Origin of the sequence: Levilactobacillus acidifarinae DSM 19394 = JCM 15949 (genome assembly GCF_001434835.1) — a bacterium.
Lineage (GTDB): Bacteria > Bacillota > Bacilli > Lactobacillales > Lactobacillaceae > Levilactobacillus > Levilactobacillus acidifarinae.
The window spans coordinates 38,410-59,843 of the sequence record NZ_AZDV01000002.1; the positions used below are offsets into that span (position 1 = coordinate 38,410).

General features: G+C 52.1%; 20 protein-coding genes and 1 other annotated feature. Of the genes, 14 read left to right on the forward strand and 6 right to left on the reverse strand.

Annotation, left to right across the window (positions count from 1 at the left end; genetic code table 11):
• Positions 1-71: 71 nt before the first annotated feature.
• A complete protein-coding gene (locus tag FD25_RS00605) occupies positions 72-482 on the forward strand; it encodes a hypothetical protein (protein ID WP_057800657.1) in 411 nt (136 codons plus the stop codon).
• 47 nt (positions 483-529) lie between these two features.
• Here FD25_RS00605 and FD25_RS00610 read toward each other — a convergent pair whose 3' ends face one another.
• Positions 530-2,248: an aryl-sulfate sulfotransferase gene (locus FD25_RS00610; protein WP_057800658.1), complete on the reverse strand. Its 1,719-nt coding sequence runs from the start codon at positions 2,246-2,248 to the stop codon at positions 530-532.
• 200 nt (positions 2,249-2,448) lie between these two features.
• Here FD25_RS00610 and FD25_RS00615 point away from each other — a divergent pair, with 200 nt between their 5' ends.
• From FD25_RS00615 to FD25_RS00635, 5 genes are all read left to right on the forward strand, one after another.
• Positions 2,449-3,153, forward strand: a complete 705-nt coding sequence (locus tag FD25_RS00615; RefSeq protein WP_057800659.1) for a DUF975 family protein — start codon at positions 2,449-2,451, stop codon at positions 3,151-3,153.
• Positions 3,154-3,476: 323 nt separating this feature from the next.
• Positions 3,477-4,352 carry a DMT family transporter gene (locus FD25_RS00620; protein WP_057800660.1) on the forward strand — a complete coding sequence of 292 codons (876 nt, stop codon included), beginning with the start codon at positions 3,477-3,479 and terminating at the stop codon, positions 4,350-4,352.
• Positions 4,353-4,478: 126 nt separating this feature from the next.
• Entirely contained in the window at positions 4,479-4,850 is a 372-nt protein-coding gene (locus FD25_RS00625) for a GntR family transcriptional regulator (protein WP_057800661.1), read from the forward strand.
• A complete protein-coding gene (locus FD25_RS00630; protein ID WP_057800662.1) occupies positions 4,851-5,741 on the forward strand; it encodes an ATP-binding cassette domain-containing protein in 891 nt (296 codons plus the stop codon).
• Between the two features lie 12 nt (positions 5,742-5,753).
• The gene (locus FD25_RS00635; RefSeq protein ID WP_146999946.1) at positions 5,754-6,677 is read left to right on the forward strand and encodes an ABC transporter permease; all 924 of its coding nucleotides are present in this window, start codon (positions 5,754-5,756) and stop codon (positions 6,675-6,677) included.
• Between the two features lie 267 nt (positions 6,678-6,944).
• On the opposite strand, the gene FD25_RS00640 is transcribed toward FD25_RS00635, so the two are convergent.
• The gene (locus FD25_RS00640) at positions 6,945-8,387 is read right to left on the reverse strand and encodes a PH domain-containing protein (protein ID WP_057800664.1); all 1,443 of its coding nucleotides are present in this window, start codon (positions 8,385-8,387) and stop codon (positions 6,945-6,947) included.
• The gene (locus FD25_RS00645) at positions 8,380-8,850 is read right to left on the reverse strand and encodes a PH domain-containing protein (RefSeq protein WP_057800665.1); all 471 of its coding nucleotides are present in this window, start codon (positions 8,848-8,850) and stop codon (positions 8,380-8,382) included. Before FD25_RS00645 ends, FD25_RS00640 begins: the two co-directional genes overlap by 8 nt.
• 214 nt (positions 8,851-9,064) lie before the next feature.
• Here FD25_RS00645 and FD25_RS00650 point away from each other — a divergent pair, with 214 nt between their 5' ends.
• From FD25_RS00650 to FD25_RS00665, 4 genes are all read left to right on the forward strand, one after another.
• Complete coding sequence (locus FD25_RS00650) at positions 9,065-10,282, forward strand: ArgE/DapE family deacylase (RefSeq protein WP_057800666.1); 1,218 nt, start codon at positions 9,065-9,067, stop codon at positions 10,280-10,282.
• Between the two features lie 44 nt (positions 10,283-10,326).
• Positions 10,327-10,590, forward strand: coding sequence for a hypothetical protein (locus FD25_RS00655; RefSeq protein WP_057800667.1), 264 nt, complete (start codon positions 10,327-10,329; stop codon positions 10,588-10,590).
• Positions 10,591-10,862: 272 nt separating this feature from the next.
• Positions 10,863-11,303: a nucleoside 2-deoxyribosyltransferase gene (locus FD25_RS00660; RefSeq protein WP_057800668.1), complete on the forward strand. Its 441-nt coding sequence runs from the start codon at positions 10,863-10,865 to the stop codon at positions 11,301-11,303.
• Positions 11,304-11,490: 187 nt separating this feature from the next.
• A complete protein-coding gene (locus FD25_RS00665; protein WP_057800669.1) occupies positions 11,491-12,915 on the forward strand; it encodes a cytosine permease in 1,425 nt (474 codons plus the stop codon).
• Positions 12,916-13,083: 168 nt separating this feature from the next.
• Here the strand turns inward: FD25_RS00665 and FD25_RS00670 are convergent, their stop codons facing one another.
• From FD25_RS00670 to FD25_RS00680, 3 genes are read right to left on the reverse strand one after another with little or no spacing between them, the layout of a single operon-like run.
• Positions 13,084-13,974, reverse strand: coding sequence for a polysaccharide deacetylase family protein (locus FD25_RS00670; protein ID WP_057800670.1), 891 nt, complete (start codon positions 13,972-13,974; stop codon positions 13,084-13,086).
• Positions 13,971-14,264 (reverse strand): hypothetical protein, encoded by a 294-nt coding sequence (locus FD25_RS00675; RefSeq protein WP_057800671.1) that lies wholly within the window; start codon positions 14,262-14,264, stop codon positions 13,971-13,973. Before FD25_RS00675 ends, FD25_RS00670 begins: the two co-directional genes overlap by 4 nt.
• A 3-nt stretch (positions 14,265-14,267) precedes the next feature.
• Complete coding sequence (locus FD25_RS00680) at positions 14,268-15,488, reverse strand: glycosyltransferase family 2 protein (RefSeq protein WP_057800672.1); 1,221 nt, start codon at positions 15,486-15,488, stop codon at positions 14,268-14,270.
• A gap of 543 nt (positions 15,489-16,031) precedes the next feature.
• On the opposite strand from FD25_RS00680, the gene FD25_RS00685 reads away from it, so the two are divergent.
• The 4 genes from FD25_RS00685 to tyrS all read left to right on the forward strand — a co-directional run bounded on the left by FD25_RS00685 (position 16,032) and on the right by tyrS (position 20,971).
• On the forward strand, positions 16,032-16,277 hold the full coding sequence (locus FD25_RS00685) for a hypothetical protein (protein ID WP_057800673.1): 246 nt from the start codon (positions 16,032-16,034) through the stop codon (positions 16,275-16,277).
• A gap of 70 nt (positions 16,278-16,347) precedes the next feature.
• Positions 16,348-17,811 (forward strand): helix-turn-helix domain-containing protein, encoded by a 1,464-nt coding sequence (locus FD25_RS00690; RefSeq protein WP_057800674.1) that lies wholly within the window; start codon positions 16,348-16,350, stop codon positions 17,809-17,811.
• Between the two features lie 219 nt (positions 17,812-18,030).
• Positions 18,031-19,407: an Nramp family divalent metal transporter gene (locus tag FD25_RS00695; RefSeq protein WP_057800675.1), complete on the forward strand. Its 1,377-nt coding sequence runs from the start codon at positions 18,031-18,033 to the stop codon at positions 19,405-19,407.
• A 58-nt stretch (positions 19,408-19,465) separates the two neighbouring features.
• Positions 19,466-19,665, forward strand: a binding site (T-box leader).
• 49 nt (positions 19,666-19,714) lie between these two features.
• Positions 19,715-20,971, forward strand: coding sequence for a tyrosine--tRNA ligase (tyrS, locus tag FD25_RS00700; RefSeq protein WP_057800676.1), 1,257 nt, complete (start codon positions 19,715-19,717; stop codon positions 20,969-20,971).
• Positions 20,972-21,434: the final 463 nt, after the last annotated feature.

Consider the following 21,434-nt stretch of genomic DNA (forward strand, 5'->3'; position numbering starts at 1 on the left):
ACTATACTAAGGCTATAAATGATTAGGAAGGTCGCATGGTTATGCCTCAACTTAAATTTTGATTAGTCACGTTGGCCGCGCTGAGTGTGGGCGGGGGATTTCCCCTGACGGCTCGGGCGGCTAATACCACGATTCCCAAAGTCTTACGGGGAACCTACTACAGTCACCATTATGTCAATCATCGCTGGACCGTGATGACGCTCACGGCTCACACGGCTAGGATTCGGCAACAGGGCAAAGCGGGCACGGCATTTACGGCCCATGCCAGATCAGTGACCAAGCGGCTGGTGTACACGGGATCGCCCAAGCATTTTCAACTAGCGGCACCGACCCTGACCATGGCACAGAGTCCGTTTCCCGAGGGCGGGATGGCCTTAAAGACGCGGCGAATCGGTGGGAAAACCTACCACGTGATTCGGGGATACGGTGCGAGTGGTGGTCACGCAGACTTTGTGCGCGGTCATAAATTAAATCGATTTTAACCCAAAAGCCTAGAACGGCAAGCAACCGTTCTAGGCTTTTGGATTAATTAAGGGTTGATACGGGTTAACTTTAGCGTTTGGTCGCTTGGATATAGCGAAAGTCGTTCGGCCCGGTAACTCCAATCGCCGTGCGCGAAGTGGGTGCGGTCGACGTCAAAGACCACCCGGTTAGTCTTCCGGTTGACCTCGACAAATTCGCTGCGCTTACCCGAGTCGGCGTACCCAAAGCCAATCAGGGTGTTGCCCCGACCGACGGCGTAGCTACTGCCGACGATGTTGGTGAAGTTCCGTTGACCTAAGGACTGCCCGAATTCCCAGGTCTTGGTGACGGTTCGTTTCAATTGGTTGATCGTCACAACTTCCCCGGCGGACCACTGCTTGGACTGCGCGGTCTTTCCTCGTGTCACCGGAACGTTGTTGTCGTAAAATTCCAGTTCGACCGAGTCTCCCTGATGTTGATCCTGGTGAATTAGCTGGACCGCGTGTTGGCCGCCGTTGTAGCGATAGTTCTTAGTCGTTGGTTTCAGCAGGTACTTCTGGTAGCTCTGAGGTAATTTTTCGGGCGCCGCTAAAATCCATTTAAGCTTGGTGGTCTTGTAATTAATGGCAAAAATCATATCCTGATTCCGACCGGAAACCACGAGCTCGTCTCTTTTCTTGTCGTAGGTCATCGAGTTTTGATGGAACCAATCGACCTTGCCATCCGGGCGGTGGGTCCCAGTGTACTGCTGGTAGGCCGAGGCGGGGAGGAGGCGTTTCAGGTCAATGACCTTCTGAATCTTACCGGTCTGCCGGTCAATCTCAATCATGGTGTCCTCGACGAATTTTTTGCTCCCGTCGTCCACGGTGAGCAACAGATTGTGGTTGGGCAACTCGATGGCGTCGTGATGGATGACCGTGTTGGTGGCCAGTTTGCTAGTGTCTTGGCGTGTCGGGAAGAGACCGCTAAAGTTGTACTGACGGTAGACTCGGCCGTAGAAGTCGGTCTCCTGGAGGGCGTTATATTTATGCTCGGTCGGGGCAATCTTGGTGAGAATCAAGAGGTGGTGGTTGCTGAGTTCCTTGAAGACGTGGGAAATCTTCAACGAGCTGTACCAGCGAATCTTTCCCCGCGCATCGAGGCCGTAGGTGTAGCCCTGACTACTGACGGCAAACGTCAACTTGGTGTGGCCCTGACCTAGGGCCATCTGCTGGGGGTGGCTGGTTTTCAGCGTATTACGACCGATTCCGTGCGGGACCTTAGTCGTTTTTAACTGGTAGGTGTGGTGGGTCACCGTGCCGCGTTTAGTGGTGAAGGTCAGTGTCACCCGGTTATTGCGGTTGGCGTACAGGCCCAACACGCCGATACTGTGAGCGGTGCGGTAGCCGCTGACGGTCTGGTGAATGGTGGTGGCCGGCGTCGTGCCGTGAACCGTCAGGCGGACCTTGGTCGCGTGGGGGGTCTTGACCAGAATTAATCCGGAAAGTGGCGACGTTTGGTAGGGATTGACAATGGTCTGAGCGTGCGTCGTCCCGGTTGGAAGGGCCTTTAGTTGTTTTTGGTACTTAGCCGTTAGGTGATTCGTCGCGGTGGTGTGCTTGGTCGACAACGCCGGTCGTAAGTTGAGCTTGATTTGACTAGTCGCGAGGACGTCTTTTTTCGTGTAATGTTGATGAACCAGTAGGTAACGGCGAATGTTGTGGCGTTCGTGGTACGCCGTGGCGCCGCCTAAGACCAGCAACGCTGCGAGGACGAGGCCGGTGAGACGCCAGAATTTTTTGGACATGGTGACAACTCCCTAAGATAATTTGCAGTAGTATTATTTGATACATTATTACTTATTCTAGCAATATTCATTTTCAACAACAACCGCTTTCATGAAATGACACCGCTTTTTCCGCCACTTCTAGGGAATTTGGGATGCCGAGCCGGACCGAAAAACGGTATACTAGGGGGCATGACGCAACAGTTGAAAGGGGAATAACCATGACGTCACAAGATCGGAAAAATTTAAAACTCGGGGCTAAACGCCAGGTCCTGGACCACTTTAAATTCTATCTATTATTATCTATTTTATGGCTGGCCCTGTACTGGGTGGGCGCAGAGATTAACGACCGGCACATTGGGTGGGTGACGGAGGCCATGACGGGAAACTTGCACTTGACTGAGTACGCTGGCCCCTTTTCGTTTGCCGGTCTGCTCATGTTAGTGGGGGCGGTACTGCACGCCGGCACCATGTTGACCATGATCGACGTGGATCGGGGAACGGTTCAGTTGGACCAACCCGTGCAACGCAGTTTACGGGTCTTTGAAAATGGGCGGTACTTCTTAGGCTGGTTGTTTATCGCCATCTGGTCGACCGTGTTTATCTTTTTGTGGACCTGCTTATTGGTGGTTCCGGGGATCATCAAGACGCTGTCGTACTCACAAGCCTTTTATCTGTACCGCGACGCCTACGACCAGGGGCATCCCATCACCGCGCTCGAGGCCATTACCCGGTCGCGGCAGGTCATGGACGGCAATAAAGCGTTCCTGTTCATCATGAATTTGTCGTTTATCCTCTGGTTCTTCCTGGGGGGCTTGTTCTGGGGACTCCCGAGTCTGTTTGTGATGCCGTACTACGACCTGAGCATGGCTAAGTTCTACAACCAGTTAGTGGGCGTGGCCCAACGGGAACCGGAAGCGGACTAATCTAATTTGAGTGGATAAGCGCTTCCGGGTCAGTCAGCAACGGGCTGGAACGGGGGGCACGGCTTCAAGCCCTCAGAGCGGGTCTTGAAGACCGACCTTTGTCTAAGCTGGCAAAGAACACCAGCTTAGACAAACGCCCCCCCCTAAGCCCATTGCTGACTGGTCCTCCAGCTCATGCTGGTTACGGTAACAGCTTAAAATGGTAAGTAGTTGGGCCCAATGATTCAAATAGGCGCCCCAAAGAAGAAAGATTTGGTTTAAGAACTAGCTTTAAACCGGATTTAGGTTAAAGAGAAATTGATGGAGAAGGGATTGTTTTTGTCGTGCAACAAAGGAATTTATTGAGCGGGCACTTGGTGGCTCTGCTGACCGTCTTGCTGTGGGGGACCACGTTTATTTCCACCAAGATCTTATTGGTGGATTTTGCCCCCATCGAGATTTTGCTGACCCGCTTCGTGATTGGGTTAATCGCCTTATTTGTGGCCTACCCGAAGGTGTTTAAATTCACCAGTTGGCACGAAGAGGGCGCCTTTGCCTTGGCCGGACTGCTGGGTATTTGCCTGTATTACCTGCTGGAAAACTTTGCGTTGACCCTAACGCTGGCGTCCAACATCGGGGTGATCGTGTCGATTTCGCCGTTCTTCATTGCCATGATCGGAGCCCTCACGCACCGTAACACGTTAAGTCGCCAGTTCCTGTTGGGATTCGTGGCCGCGATGGCCGGGATCGTGCTGATTTCGTTTAACGGGACCAGCGGCGTTCAGTTTAACTTCTGGGGCGACCTGATGGCGATTCTAGCGGCGCTGGTCTGGGCGCTGTATTCCTACGTGGTGATTTATCTTAACCACTTGCACTACAACCCCATCCAGGTGACCCGGCGGACCTTTACTTACGGGATTCTGTTCATCCTACCGATTTTCGGGTTGACTCACGGGACACTGAAGTTGGGGACCATTCTCCAGCTGACCAACCTGGGGAACTTCCTGTTTTTGGGGTTGGGGGCCTCGGCCGTGTGTTTCCTAAGTTGGGCCTACGCGGTCAAGACCTTAGGGGCGGTTAAAACCAGTGTCTACATCTACCTGACACCGGTCATCACCGTGATCTTTGCCGCACTGATTTTACACGAGCCAATTACGCCGTGGATCATCGTGGGCATCTGCCTGACCATCAGTGGGTTGGTCCTGTCGCAGCGCAGCTAACTCAGACTCTCGGGAACGTCCCTACAGTGACGTTCCTTTTCTTTTGGTTAAGGGGGCTTGTTTTTACGAGTGTACTATGTATAATAGTACACGCAGGACACATACGACACACGAAGGGGTGAGGGGATGCAAGTCAGTGATGGCTCAAGCCTACCGTACTACGAACAACTGGTATTGCGCGTCAAGCAGCAGATTGTTCGCGGCATTTTGCAGCCGGGTGACCGGTTGCCGTCCGTGCGAGAGATGGCGCGTCAAGAGCAACTCAATCCCAACACGGTGAGCAAGGCGTACAAGCAACTAGAAGCGCAGCAGGTGATTACCACGGTTCACGGGAAGGGCACCTACGTGAAGGAATCGGCGACGGCGCCCGATAACGCCCGCCAAATCATTGAAACCAAACAACGGCTGATGCCTCTGTTGACCGAGATTCGCTATTTAGGCGTTCCGGCCGATGAGGTGATCGGGTGGATTAAAACGGCATATCAGGAGGCAGATTAGATGTTACGGGTCAGCAAATTAACCAAAAAGATTGAACGCCGCCAAATTATTGAAGACGTAAGCTTTGATTGGCAACCTGGCGAAATTGTGGGCCTCGTGGGGCGTAACGGGGTGGGAAAAACCACACTGTTTCGGACCATGACGCGCCAATACATCGCCGATGCCGGTCAAGTACTGATTGACCAACACGATTTAGGGGCCGAACCGGCGGCCCAACGGCAATTATTTTTCGTTGACACGCAGTACAACTTTTTAAGTAATTACCGCTTACGCGAGTTACCCGACTTTTTCGCGTTGGTGTACACCGACTTTGACCAATCGCGGTACACACAACTATTGGACCGTTTCCAGCTGAACGGACGGGACCAATACCGGCGCTTGTCTAAGGGGATGCGGGCGTTGGTCAACCTGATCTTAGCGTTGACGTCGAACGCCACCTACATCATTTTGGACGAACCCTTCGATGGGTTAGATGTGATCGTCCGCGAAAATATTGCCAGCATGGTGATTGACGAAGTGGCCGACCAGACCAAGGGCTTTTTGATCTCGTCACACGATTTAAACGAACTCGACGGGTTGAGTGACCGGGTCTTGCTACTTAAAGACAGCCGGTTAGCTCACGACTACAACTTAGAAGATGTGCGTGCGAAGGCCAAAAAGATTCAGTTAGTCTTTAAGGACAAGGAGATTCCCCAACTGTTAAAGGACCACAGTAAGTTGATTCGGGTCTCCGGACGAGTCCTGGTGGTCGTTTTTCCGGACTTTACGCCCGAGTTAGATGCGCAACTGCGCGCTTTGAATCCGGTTTTACTGGAAGAATTACCGTTAACGTTGGAAGACTTATTCCGGGCGAACCTGTCACAGGACACCGGTTATCAACTGTTGAAGTAGGGGGAATGAATGGTGACTAAAAATTTAAGCCGCTTACTATGGCGGCGTTACCGTCAACGTTTTTGGGCGTTACTGGGAATTTCTGTGTTAGCTGGGATTGCCGTGGCGCTATTGGATGCGGAAACTTGGGTTCGGCACAGTCCGGTGTTGTTTGCGGATCAGATTAATCACTGGGTGGTGTACCAAACGAGTAAGTTTGGGAGCGTTTCGGTCTACTCGTATTGGTTGGTTTTCGTTGCCTGGTTATCCGGGATGCTCCTGATGATGCAGGATTTAAAAGAAAACTTTAATCAGTTCTTATTTGCGAGTGGGTATAAACGCCAACGGATCTATTGGACCAAGTTAGGGATGGCTTTGGCGGGCCTCCTCGTTATTGACGTGGTCACCGCGGTCGTTCAGTATTTGACTTATTGGATTAAGCTACCTCAGGGCACGAGTTTTAATCTGGCGTTACCCGGATTCTTGACGACCTGGGTAAGCGGTCTAATTCTGGCCCTCGTCATGTTTGCCATTGGCTGGTTTGCCGCGTTGATTGTGGGGCAAAGCGGGCCGTTGGTGATTACGGTATGTGGGTTTACGCTGTCCCTGGTGGGGATGGTCACGTTTTTTGAAGGGGTAACGTTGCATATGACCACCATAACGGTCGAATGGCTCGCTGTGGGGTCATGGTTACTGGCAGCGGTCATCTTGCTGGTTTGGGGGAGCTTTCTCTTTAATCGGTTGTCGTTAGAGCACAACGGGGAATACTTAATGTTTCCACGGTTACGGGTGCCACTATACCTGGTTTTTGTGGGCTATATGACGTTTATTTTCTCCGTTAACGCTAACGATTTACAGCCAGCGTTGATCACGTTTATTATCTCGGCAATCTTCGGTTATGGCTGGTTATGGCGCCCACAGCTCATCGAAAAGTGGCATCAGCGTCGTGGTGACTAGCTTTACCATTTCTTTAATAACGTTCGGGGAAAAAGGTGCTACTATCATAGCTGGAGATTAGATTGGGTTCACGTTACCCCGACCTAACCAGTACCAGAAGTTTTAATCTTAAAATTGGCCATGGAGTAGGGCTGAAACTGAATAAGAAGGGTGGCTACTGGGAGTAGCGCCTTTCAGGGGAGTCGCCGGTATCGTTGGGGAACGTGCCGGGGATCAAAAAACGACAATCACCTTTTGCGGGTGGTTGTCGTTTTTTGACGTGGTAACTTAATTCGTGTACCAATCATATAACGCGTGGACTTGTTTAGCGGAGAGGTACCGGAGTTCGATGGCTTGTTTGCGATTGCCATGCCGGACATTCACGGTCAGGTGGGCCAGGTGTTTGGGCCGCATCCAAACGGAAAAGTTCACTTCCAGGGATTGAATCTGTTGGCGGCGCACCACAAACGTTTCGCGGGTCCAGACGTGACCGGTCTGTAACATCACTAACTCATCACTTAACCGGCGACCACCAGTGTTGCGGGCGACGAATCGACCCTGAAAGTAGGCCAGTGGGAGTAAGAACAAACTTAAGTAGCCCCAGGGCTGCCAGAGCCAGCACAGTAAAATGACGGGTAAGGCCACCACTAGCAGGGCGTTACGGTTTAGCAACCATCGGGCCTGACGGGGCACCACGAAGTCCGTTAATTGGGGCGCCGTGGCCGGTACCCAAGGGATAAACGGGTGAAGGGTGGCGTAGAGCTGGTCTTGCGCGATGGCCGGTAATAAAACCAGATCGTGGTCGTCATCGTCGGTCGCGGCCTTGGACGCGAGTAGAACCTGAACGGTCTGCAGGTGGAGCCATTGCCGCAAGATGTTTTGCTTGAACCGCACGGCCTGAATTCGGTCAATCGGTGCCGTGACCGTGTTCCGTTGAAACAGTCCCTTGACGGTCTCCAACTGATCGCCGGTTTTGGTCAGCGTGAAGTGGTAGTAGCGAATCAGGACCCACAGGTAGGCGCCCACCCAGGCGATGAGTAGCACCACGATGATGGCCCCCACAAGGAAGGGTAACGCGTAGTGGGCGGCTTGAGCCAGGGCTTGATTCTCCCAATCCTTGGGGAGTTTACCGTAGATTCCTAGGAGTACCAACACTAAGGGGATGACCCCCGTAGAGGTCAGCGCAAATTGGGTGAGGGCCCGGTGGGTAATGCGGTAACTCGGCCCCTGTGATTGTGGTATTGCGGTGGGCGCGGCCGATTCGGTCGTCACGGTAGCTGCGATTGATGGCTTAGTCGTGGCTTGTCGGTAGGTGTTGATGGTGTCGGCAACGCTGGTCGGAACGGCCGGTAACCGGACCTCGGGTTGACCGTCCTCATGACTGGCAGTCTCCAGTTTCAGGGTTTCCAGGTGAAACGGCCGCAGGTAGAACCATTGCTGGCGCTGGACCGTCTGAATCCGGGGGTACGGGATATGTAACTGGTGTCGCACGAAGATCCCCGAGTGAATGACCACCGCGTCCGGGGTGACGATGTAGGTCAACGTGGCCCACTTGGTGATCGGCCAGGCCAGAAACCAGACCACTAGGGCGGCGATTGCTACACCGCGCCACAGCGGGGATAAGTTCCCCCATTGCCACAGCAACAGAATGAACAAAAACCAGTATTCCTGAATCTGTTTAGCCAGGTGAGTGATGAGGCCGAGTACGTGGGAATGCCGCGGTTTAGTCATGGCGGGCCTCCTGGGCCAGCTGCATGATTTGTTCCCGGAGTTGCTCGGCCACGGTAAGTTCTAAGCCCTCGATGGTGTGGCTGGTGGCCGCCGTGGCAACGGTGACCTGCGTCAGTTTCTGCCACTGCAGAAGCGGGCCGGCCTTCAAGGTGACGTCTTGAACCCGCGCAATCGGGATGGCTAGGCGTTTTTTAAAGACCATGCCGGACTGCATTTCTACGGCGACCGGGGTGATCTGGTAGCGCGTGAACCGGTACCGGTAGGGAATTAGGCCGGCCTCCACGATGGGTTCAATTAAGGTTACGATGGCACTGGCAATAACGAGCCAATTAGCCCAGTGCCAGCCGAGGTGGGCCCAGTACAATAGGGCAGTAACGACTAACCCGACAACGAAACTCCCCAGGGTGCTATACCCCCAGATCCGTTTGATACGGGGCGGTAGGTGATGACTTGTGGGTAACATATAATCCTCCTCTATGATGCATCTAGTGTATCAAGTCCGACGGGAAACGACAACTAAGCCACCAAACGGTTTGTTAGGTGATTGGCCGGTGGACTGACATGGCTGAGGCCGATAGGTTAGCCGCGTAACTAGTGCGGCCATAAAATTTAACAAGCCCCTCAGGCGCGGTTAGCCGCCCAACCGTGGTATAAAGGCCTTAAGGAGATGATGGGTAATGGAAACCACTGCAAAGTTACAGTTATTAGCCGATCTGATTAAGATTCGCTCCGTCAACGACCACGAGTTACAGGTGGCGAAGTACCTGAAGGGGGTCTTTGACCGGGTAGGCATCGACAGTCAAATCATCCCGCTGACGGGGGATCGGGCCAACCTGGTGGCCACGTTAGGTCACGGTCAGCCGGTTTTAGCGGTTTCCGGCCACATGGACGTGGTCGACGTCGACGAGGCGCATTGGGACACGGACCCCTTTGAGATGGTGACTAAGGGGGATCGGCTTTACGGTCGGGGCGTCACCGATATGAAGGACGGGTTGGCTGCTCTGGTGATCGCGATGATCGAGTTGAAGGAGCAGGCGGTGCCCCTTAATGGGACGATTCGCTTACTGGCGACCGTCGGCGAGGAGGTCGGTGAATTGGGAGCTAAAGCCCTCACCGCCGCCGGGTACATGCAAGACGTCACGGGACTTTTAGTGGGGGAACCCACCGGCTATCGGTTGATGTATGCCAACAAGGGCACCATGAACTTGACCGTGACTTCGACGGGCAGGGCGGCACACAGTTCGATGCCGCAACTGGGTAATAACGCCATTTTCCATCTAATCAACGCGCTCCAATTAATGCAGACCGAGTTTGAGAAGATGACCGATGGGGTGCGTAACGACACGTTGGGTCAAACCGTCTACAACGTCGATGTGATCAACGGTGGTAACCAGGTCAACGCGATTCCGGGCTCGGCAACCGCACAAATCAACCTGCGAACGATTCCCGAACTCAGTAATCACGCTATCGTGCGGAACTTTGAACGGGTCTTGGACCAGTACAATCAGACTACCAACGGTCACGTGACGCTTGAAATGGCCACCGATATTGGCCCACTAGTTGGCGCAACGAATGGCAAACTGACCCGTTTGATTCAAAAGATTGGCAATCCGTACGCGGCCAAGCAAACCATCACCGCCGAGGAACGGGAATATGAGGCTAAAATTCTAAAACTATTGAAGTTGCCATACTCACCGACGGAAATTCTGGCGATGAGTTCGCCGGGAGGAACTGACGGCGCCCAGTTCCTAAAGGACCATCCCGTGGGCTTCGATTACGTGGTTTTTGGCCCCGGCAACGATAGTCAGCACCAGGATAACGAATGGACCTCGAAGTCGCAGTACCTGGACTTTATCGAGATCTACAAGCAGGTGTTGACGCAGTACTTTAACTAAGTAAGCCCCGGAGGTAAGATTAGGTAAAAATGAGGGGTGAGGGAATGACAGTCTGGTCGCGAGCGTTACACGGAACTGAACTGGGAGTAGCGCTCCTAGATATCGGGGTGATCGCTACCATCTTATATCAGGGAATCGATGCCATGTACGTCAACGTTCTCCCGTACCTGTGGGGGTTAGGTGTGGCGTTTAGCGTCATGTTGATCTTTGCCATGAGTTGTGTATTTTACCGGTTAAAGTCGATTTTCTTAAGTAGTGGGCTCTTGCTCGTGACGGGCATTTGTTGGGTTGTCTTGATGAACGGTTAAGGCGACCTTGAAATTTCTTGAGGCCCGGTCTTATCGGCAGTGAACCGCTTAACTTAAATTCTGAACGCCTGAACCGGATTGACGAATATTTTAGAAGTCCGTATAATACGTTCTAACAACCAAATAGTCCTTTTAACTTTAGCCCAGAGAGGCTAACAAAGGTACGGTAGAATCGCGGGCTTTTTGCGCGCGACTAGCGGCCTGAGTTCGAGCGAATTCGGCCGCTTTTTTCATGCTTACGTTGGTTGAAAAATTTTTGGAGGAGTTTTACCATGGCACAAATTTACGTTGCAAGTCCGTTTTTCAGTCCCGAACAGGTGGACCGGGTAACCCGGCTCGAACAAGCCTTAGAAGCGAACCCCACGGTGACGGATTTCTACTCACCGCGGTTACACCAGGACGCCCAAGCGGAACAATTCACTAAGGCGTGGGCCACGGAAATCTTCCACCGCGACATGGATCAGATTGCGGCGGCCGACGTGATCGTCACGGTCTTAGACTTCGAAGCGAAGAACTTGGACTCCGGGACGGCCTACGAATTAGGGGTTGCCACGATGCGTAACCTGCCAATTCTGGCGCTCCAAGAAAAGGACGAAGCGGTTAACCTGATGATTACCGAAAGTTTGTACTGGTACACCAAGCAGGTGCAAGATTTGGCCACTTATGACTTTACTAAGCTGCCGAAGGGCGAATTCGTCGGCGAAATTCTGTAAATTTGCGTTCGTAAAATTGGTGTGGGGCCGCGGTGATTCGGCTAGGGTGTTGGCCGTGGCGACAAGCAAAGTGGGCAGACGGTCATTACGCTTGGCGGTACGACAACGAATTTTGAATGCATGGTGATGCATTGACCCAATCATGCCGGTCACCTTGGTCAACCCGCCAGAGGGAAAGGTGACACACATGGCACAAGAGCTAAAAACAACGACTGCAAAGACAAAGGCCGCTTCTACGGCTGACTTTGGTCGCGTTGACGTGGTGGCAACCGAACACCGCCACATGTCGAATTGGGATTTATTTGCGACTTGGATTGGGGCGAATGCCAATAACGGCACTTGGTACATCGGCGGCGTGATTGCCGCCTGTGGGTTCCTGACCGCATCTACTACGCTGGTCGTGGTGGGACTGATCTCCTACGCCTTACTGGCGGTTGCCAGCTACATGGGCTACCAGACGGGCCTACCGGCGATGGCGCTAACCAGAGCGTCGTTTGGCTTACGGGGCAGCTACATCCCGTCACTGATCAACGTGGTCCAGTTTATCGGCTGGGCGGCCGTGAATACCTTTATCGCGGCGACGTCGATTAGTTACATCTTCAGTGAGCTTTTCGGTTGGCCGGTCTACGGCAAGCCCGGGGGAAACCTGGGATTAATCGTCGGCATCTTAATCATGAGTGTGTTGCATTTATTAAGTATCTCTCTGGGTGAGCGGTCCGTTCGCTTAATCGAACGGATTGGCATCATCCTGGTGGTGGTCTTCGTCCTCTGGGAATCCGTGGTGGTTTTCCGGACGGTATCCTTTAGCGAGATTGTCAGTTGGCAACCACCCCACAACTTAAAAATGACGTCCGGCGTGGCGGCGGATACCTTAGCGGCCTTTAACTTGGCCTGGGTCACCGCGGCGTCCGACTTTAGTCGTTTTACGGCCAAAAAGTCGGCGGCCACGACCGCGTCATTTCTGGGGGCCAACTTGGGTCTGTTCTGGTTCGCCTTTATCGGACTGTTTGCCACGATTGGCACGGCGGTCACGTTGAACCACTTCGATCCGAACAACTCGGATCCCAGTACGGTAGCCGCGAAACTGGGTCTAGGCCTCTTAGCGCTATTGGTGATTGTGTTGACCAGTACCACGGCCAACGCGGTCAACCTGATGTCGGCCGGCTCGGCACTGACCAACATGGTGCACCGGTTGTCGTTAAACGTCAGTTTGTGGCTAGTCACCCTCGTGGCCACACTGGTCACGTTTATTCCGGTCTACTTGGCGAGCTTCCTGGATGTGTTTGAAACCTTCTTGGACGGTATTGGGATGTTCCTGGGACCCGAAATTGCCATCTTCTTGGTGGACTTCTTCTGGTTGAAAGGGAAACACTACCACATCAGTGAATTCACCAAGGTACACGGCGCCTACTGGTACCGTCACGGGGTGAACTGGGTGGCGGTGGCCAGCTGGGGCCTCGGCGTGGTCGCTTATTGGGGCTTAAAACAAGTGCCAGTCATCGCAACCACGGTGGGGGCGACCTTCATCGCCATGGCCATTACGGCCGTAATTTACGCGGTGGGCATGCGTTTCACGCAACCCGCTAAAACCAAGACCCCGACTCAAGCCTAGCTTGCCCACAATTATGGTGCGCGACGGCGGGCTATAATTGACTAACAAACTAGAAAACCCCCGACCGGCAGTCGCTTCCTTGCGTGGCTGCTAGTCGGGGGTTTTATCGTTAAAAAGACCAGTGAAGTGTCCGAGTAAGCCCGGCGCATCACTGGTCCTTTGTATTTTTTAGTTAGTGCTGAACCACTTCTGGATGGACGGCCAACTTTCCCGGTTGATGATGACCCGCGGCGTCGCGTTGAGATCGGTGTTGTCGGTGACAATGCCGGCGTCCAACGTGGCGACCCAGGTGAGCCGTTGCCGGGCCAGAAAGGCGTCGATGGCGTCCGTGCCGGCCCCGTAAGGAAAGGCGAATGAGTTACCGGTCACGTCGGTATGCGCCTTTAGCTCTTGCTTAGAAACCGCAAAGTCGCGTTCAAATTTCCCGGTGTAGTGGGGTTGCATGAAGACTGGTTCCATATGAGAATTCAAATAGTGCAGGTTGTGCGTGTGCAAGCCCAGGGTCATTCGCCCCTGAGAAGCCTTTTGGGCGGCGCGAATCTGTGACCAAGTGGCAAGCTGCGTACCTTCCCGGTAACGACCGGTGTTCCCCGTAATGATGAAGGTGGTGAAGGGGAACTTATAATGATTCATGACCGGTACGGCGTGGTCGATCACGGTTCGATCGATATCGTCGAAGGACAACACCGCGTATTTCCCGTGAATGGGCTGGTCATTGCGCACCATCTTGGTCATGGTGGCGGCTGAAATTACCTTGACGTGGTGGTCATGCAGGTATTTCATCTGGGCGGTGAATTGGTCGGCCGGGACGTTAAATTCGTGAAGTTGCGAATTGGTCGACAACCCCCGGATAATGCGCGTCGTCCAGTTATCCCCTAAAATTCGGTGATAACAGAACACCATGATGCCGTTCGACATTTTTTCGTAGCGTGCCGGGAGGGCATAACTTTCCTTCGTGGCCTGTTGTTTGGCGGCCTTGTGTTGGTAAGTCCAACCAAAACCGAGAATCAACGCCAAGAAGAGGAGGATCAGGAGTCCTCGACGGAGGCGACGAGTCATGCGCGGACCCCCTTACGTAAGTGCAGCCACCGCCAAGCACAGTAGAGGGGCACGACGATGAGCAAGACTAACGCGAGGAGTAGAAAGGCGCTGTTTGCGTGGGCCTTCAGGTTAAATAAAAGGTAAAGACTGACAAGCGTGTCGTTGTACCAGCCCAAGCTAAAGCCCAAGTTGGTGATCACGACCAGAGCGATGAAGCCCCAAAGCGCGATTAAGACGATGGCGCGCAGTAACCGGCTTTTGAGGCTGGTTTGTCGCCGAATAATGGGTGACGCTGGTGTTCTTCGCATAGTTTATAACCCCCGATCAGGACTGCGCCAAGTTCCCCGACGTTGTGGATCAACGAAGTAGGAACTGATGGCGGCGATACAACTCACTAAGTTGATCAGCCAGTAGTATAGAATGTAAACGGGGACTAATAACAGTTCGGGCAGCGTCAACTGCGCGATTTCTTGTGACGCGATAAAGCCAATCGTAAATTGAATAGCGTTTAAAGTAAACATTAAGATTAATAGGTTACCATCTAATGAAAGATTGTGTAAGAAAAACAGTTGAAACGCATAAGCCACCAACGAGATGGCCGTTAAGATGGCCCAACAATTACTGACGATTGATTCCAAGAGGAGTCCCCGTTGTCCCCAAGGATTCAGATATAGGCCACGCCGGTTGGTGATGAGCACTTCCAGCCCACCACGAGACCAGCGTTGCCGTTGCTTGAGTAAGCCCCGGAGTCGTTCTGGGACTAAAATCCAGCACACGGCCCGTGGCTCGTAGGCGGCCTGCCACTTATTACGGTACATCCGCCAGGTGATGTCGATGTCTTCGGTCATGACCGCGGGATTCCAGCCGCCGACCTCGTTTAACGCCTCGCGTCGAAACGCAACGATGACGCCGGAAACCGTGGTGATACTCCCAGTCAGGTAGGCCTGAGCCTTCTTGATCAGGTCAATCACGGCGACGTACTCCAGTAATTGTAGGCGCCCTAAGAGGGTGGAGCGGTTCCGGACGATGGGTTTCCCCGTGACGGCCCCGTAGTTAGGATTCTCCAACAACGTGGTCATTAATTGGGTCACGGCGTCGGGCTGCAAGAGTGAGTCGGCGTCGATAACCACGAGGTAGTCCCCCTTGGCGATCTTCGCGCCCTGGTTCAACGCACTGGCCTTTCCCTGGTTGATTGGTAAATGCAAGTTGTGAATGGCCAATTGACCGGCCCACTGCTTGGCTAACGTCTCCATAAGTTCCCAGGTGTTGTCGGTACTACAATCGTCGATCAACACGACTTCGTAGTGCTGATACTGTAGTCCGGCCAATGATTTGACGGCGGCGACCAACGTATCGGACTCGTTGTGTGCCGGAATCAAGATGGAGACGAAGGGTTCTTCATCGGCAGTCAACAGCTTTCGGGACTGCCGATGACGGTAGAAACTAGAAAAAAGGCCACCCGTAATCCAAATGATTGAAACGAAGATTGGGTACCCTACGACAAAGATAGTATTTAGATTTTTCAGCCACATAATTGCTTTCTCCCCTGTGTTGAATATCGATAGCATCAATCAGCATGACTATGAGCATAGCATGATTAACAGGTTGCGCGAAACGCCTGGCCCTAAACGTAACAAAAATGTAACTTTTTATAAAGAGTCCGATTTAAGACCAATTATGGTCGGTTAAACGGTGAAACCGCCACCTTTCTTTAACGGACTGGTTCCTGAAATCGCGGGTGGGCCTAGACCAAAAAATGGCGGGACCAACTGACGAAGATGGCCCGGTTGAAAATGACGGGTGGTTTGATGACGGCACGTTGTGTCGACTTTCTTCTATTAAGTAAGCGTTCGTCGTGCTCAATTGGCAAAGGGGCAACTAGGACGGGGGGGAAACCCTCATCGCTGAGCGATATGAATTGGTTAAAACAGCGGTTTGAGTGGTTGTTATGGCTAATATCAGCTAGTGGCCAAGTAGATTACCCGATAAAATAAACGCAAGGGGCTAAATCTACGGATTGACCGGTGACGTGGTAAAATAGAACTGGAAAGTTAATGCATAGGAGGGCGATTAGAATGATGCAACAGGTTCCAACTTTACCACTAGTTGAACGGTTAAGTGCAGGGCAGAAAGTGACGTTGACCACCAGTGATCAAGAACGGGTGACAATTCAACCGGAAATCCGTGCGGGCCAACTGACGGGTAATTACCTGAGCAGCGTTCTACCAGACGTTCGGTACGACGATCCCCGAATTATCTTAAAGGAGACGTTGGCCGAACTAGAAGATGTGCGCCACGTCACGATTAACAACATTGACTAATCAATCATGAAGACAGCCCCTGATCGTTCGTGGTCGGGGGCTGTTCGCTAACTTGGGGGAGTGAGCAACATTGAAAATTGATTTTGCGATGTTAACGGTAAAGGATACCCGTAAATTGCGACTGATGTCGTTTATTACGGATCACCATGGTCAATTTAACCTGGTCGATTTTGCGACCAACATGCAGGGGAGCTATTCGCAAGCCTACCATATTCTACTGAATCTGCGGACGGACTTGCAGCACTTGGCGCCCACCACTAAATTAACGAAAGACAGTTTAACCACACCGATTACGGTCGACGTTTACCGTCACTGGCTTTACGCCCGCAGTATTCCGTATCAAGCGGTGTTGGCCACACTAAGTGCCGAACCCCAACAGGTGCGGACTTTGTGTGAACGCTACGGTATCAGTACGTCGACGTTTAACCGGCGGATGCGCCCGATGCGCCAGCAACTGGCCCAGTATCACTTGGAATTGACCACAAACCCGCTTCGATTGAACGGGGATGAAACGCTAGTTCAGTTGTTGTACTTTACGTTGTTTAGTACCACGCTGACCACGCTAAACGAATTACCCGAGTTACCGGCGGCGTATCAATCGTTGTACGAGGCGATTTGTACGACTTACGCCGATGACACGTTATACCAGAACTCCAAGGGTCTGGCCCAGCACCGGAATCTCTTGATTACTTTGGCGCTCTTGCGGTTGGCGCAGGGGCACCGGTATTCGGCCTTACGGTTCCCATTGGTGCACCTGACCGACTTGCGGCCGCTGGCGGTCAAGTTTCAGCAACAACTGAACGATACGCCGCGAGCAGCGCTGACCGAACTGGCCACCCTGGACTACTTGTTGACCAGCTCGCCGTATTTTGTGAGGGCGTTGCAACCGCGAAACATGCAGCGCCTGTATTCTGGGTTACGGCAGAAGGTTCCGACCTATCAGTTGGCGCCCAGTGTCGCGTCGTTAAGCGACTTCGCCACGGGGCAAGATTGGTTTGCCAACTGGCTCTTTTCACTGGGGCAATTCATGCTGCTCTTCCGGGTCGATCCGCTCTTACGGCCCGAAATTACAGCGTTGTACCGGACCACGCCAACGTCGACGGCGGCCGCAACGGACATTGCCAACAACCTGGCCCAGCTCTATCCTGATCAGGTCACCGCGAGTGACTTGCGGTTAGCTCAAAAGTATCTGAGCAAGTACACTAACGGGCTCAATCTGACTGCCGCGCGGGTTCAAATCCTGGTTTCTTACGATATGTTGGGGGTCACGACGGATATCTTTAACCGATTATTGGGCGGTATCGTGCACTTGAGTCTCCTGACCAGTCAAGTCGTGATTGACGAACAGAAGCGGGGCAACTATATCGTGGTTTACGGGACGGATCCGCAGGCCTTGCGATTTGCTCAGGCCCATCAACTGGAGGCCTTTCACTGGATCAAGGAGTTAAAGTACGGTGAGAACTTGGACCGGTTGATTCGAACGCTTCGGCATCATGAGTTGTCGATCTTTGCGTTGGACTTCCAGAATCCATGAATGACGGATAGGTTTCCGAAAATGAAGGGGCCAATAAATTTTATTATTAAAATCGTTATTTTTACGAAAGCGTGCGGGACTAGGCTTCCCGGACGCTTTTTGTATGGTCTATTTAATGGGTAATTTAAATCTTGTGAAAACCCGCGCCAAATCTGGGTTTACAAAGCCTTAGGCCTCCGTATAATGGTGACTACCATCAGATTAAGGGGAGTGGAAAATATGACAGATAACGTTTCAAAAACCACGGCGGATCAGGGGCTGCTGGGGTACGCTAACGGGCCTTCGTTAGAAGAAATCAACGGGACCGTTTCAATTCCTAAGGAAAAGGGCTTTTGGAAAAACCTGGTTGCCTTTTCGGGACCGGGGGCCCTAGTGGCCGTGGGGTATATGGATCCCGGTAACTGGGTAACGTCCATCGGGGGTGGGGCCCAGTACGGCTACCTCTTGATGTCCGTGATCTTGATTTCCAGTTTGATTGCGATGCTGTTGCAATACATGGCGGCTAAACTGGGAATCGTGACGCAAAAGGATTTGGCGCAGGCGACGCGGTCGTACACCACCAAACGGATTGGGTTCGTGCTCTGGGTGGTGACCGAATTGGCCATCATGGCGACGGACATTGCCGAAGTCATCGGGGGCGCCATCGCTTTACAATTATTATTCGGCATTCCACTGATTATTGGGGTTTCCTTAACCGTTTTTGACGTGTTACTTCTATTATTATTAACGAAACTAGGATTCCGCAAGATTGAAGCCATCGTGATTTGTTTAATTGCCGTCATCTTAGTGGTTTTCGCTTACGAAGTCGTTATTGCGCAACCGAACATGGGTCAGGCGGTCGCTAACTTTGTGCCCCAGGCGCAGATCTTGCATCCGGGCCAACTGACCATGGCGTTGGGAATTGTGGGGGCGACGGTGATGCCACATAACCTCTACTTACATTCTTCCATTGCCCAGACGCGGAAATTTAACCGTGACGATCCCGAGGAAATGCGCCGGGCGGTCAAGTTTACCACCTGGGATTCCAACATTCAGTTGATTGGGGCCTTCGTGATCAACTGCCTACTGTTACTGTTGGGGGCAGCGTTGTTTTTTGGGAAGGACGTCGACAAGTTAGGGACGTTTGGAAACCTGTATGCGGCTTTACAGGATAATCATTTAGCGGGAGCCGTGGCATCACCGTTCTTATCCACGCTGTTTGCGGTGGCGTTACTGGCTTCGGGACAAAATTCGACAATTACGGGGACGCTGACCGGTCAGGTTATCATGGAAGGATTCATTAACCTGAAGGTTCCCATTTGGGTGCGCCGGTTGGTTACGCGACTGTTATCGGTCGCTCCGGTCGTGATTTGTACCATTATGTACGGCGGAAACGAGGCGGCATTAGACCGGTTGCTGGTGAACTCACAGGTCTTCTTGTCGATTGCGTTGCCGTTCTCGATGATTCCGTTAACCATTTTTACGTCATCGAAAAAAATTATGGGTGAAGAGTACGTTAACAAACGGTGGATTACCTGGTTGGCGTGGATCAGCACGCTAGTACTCACGGTGTTAAACATTCAAATCGTCTGGACGAGCTTAACGGATCTTTTTTAAATGAGAACAGAGTCGGTTCAGTAGTTGACTTTTTTCCGCGAGGACAGTATCATCAAACCCATAAGCAATGAAGCAGTTCAGTAGTGGTCTTGGCAACGGTTCAGAGAGCCGACGGGAGTGTGAGTCGGTACGTCCAAGGACACGAATTACCCTGTGGAGCGGCTGAGGTGTTCAGCGGGTCATTCCGTTAACGATGACGAGCGGTTGTCAGTAGACAACAACTTGGGTGGTAACGCGGATTTTGAATTCGTCCCTGATGGTCTTTGTGACCGTTGGGGACTTTTTTAGTATATTAGGAGGAAAACAGATGTCGATTATTGATGAATTAAAATGGCGGGGCGCCATTAACCAACAAACGGACGAGGCTGGGCTGGCCGACTTGGTCAACGAAAAGGCCGTGGGCTTGTACGCCGGAATCGACCCAACCGGGGATTCGATGCACATTGGGCACTTGATTCCGTTTATGATTCTCAAACGGTTCCAGTTAGCCGGTCACCGGCCCTACATCGTTATTGGGGGGGCGACCGGGTCAATCGGTGACCCATCCGGTAAGAAAGCCGAACGGAAGTTGCAAACCATGGACCAAGTCCGGCACAACCAGGACTGCTTAACGGCCCAGATGGAACACCTCTTCGGTCAAGACGGCAGTTTTAAAATCGTGAACAACTACGATTGGTTATCCAAGTTGTCCCTGTTAGACTTCTTACGCGACTTTGGGAAGTTGTTCAACGTGAATACCATGTTAAACAAGGAAATCGTGGCTTCCCGGTTGGAAGTCGGCATTTCCTACACCGAATTCACGTACCAAATCCTTCAATCGATTGATTTCCTTCATTTATACAAACATGAAGACGTTCAACTCCAAATCGGGGGTGCCGATCAGTGGGGAAACATCACGTCCGGGATTGACCTGATTCACCGGCAAGAAGGTTCCGACGCCAAGGCTTACGGGTTGACGATCCCGTTATTGCTGAAGGCAGATGGAACTAAGTTTGGGAAGTCCGAAGGCGGCAACGTCTGGTTAGATCCCGAAAAGACCTCGCCTTACGAGTTCTACCAATTCTGGATCAACACGGATGATCGCGACGTGGTGAAGTTCTTGAAGTACTTTACCTTCCTGAGCCAAGATGAAATTCAACAGTTGGCCGATGCCGTGGCCGCCCATCCTGAGAAACGTGAAGCTCAAACACGCTTGGCCGAAGAAGTGACTGAATTTGTACACGGACACCAGGCCGTCGTTGAAGCCCAACACATTACCAAGGCCCTGTTCTCCGGAGACGTTGCGGATTTGACGGCTAACGAAATCGAACAAGGCTTTAAGAACATGCCGGCCGTTACGGTAACGACGGAGAAGCAAAGCTTAGTGGAATGGTTAGTGGATACCACCAAGATTGAAGCTTCTCGGCGCCAGGCCAGAGAAGACATTACCAACGGTGCAATTCGGATTAACGGGGAAAAGGTGACGGATCCCACCGCTGAAATCGATCCAACCAGTGCGTTTGATGGTAAGTTTGTCATTGTTCGCCGGGGAAAGAAGCGTTACTTCTTAGCTCGCGTTCAGTAAATTGAGAATAATTTTAGCCCACGGGAGACCGCGGGCTTTTTTGTCGCCAAAATAAAACCGAACAGTCGACCGTTAAAAATAAAGAAACACACGGCCGTCAAGTAACTATTGTTGGGTGATGAGTCTATAAGATATGTCTTTGAAAAAAGGTTAGAAAGTTTTGACGATTTTAGTTGACGGTCGGGGGCTGGGTTGGTATAGTTATAGACGTTGTCACGAGCGCGTTACCAACTAGACCAATTTGAAAGATTGAAATTAGTTGTTGACGAGCTGATAACAAAATGTTATTCTAATAAAGTTGTCGCTAAGCGATGACGGTTCAACCGGAAACGTTGTTAAATCAAACTTCTGGTTGACATCATCTTAACGAGATGTTATGATGGTTAAGCTGTTCGGATGACGAACAGCTTGGTAGACCTTTGAAAACTGAACATTGTTTCGACAAACCAAATATGTGTAGGGC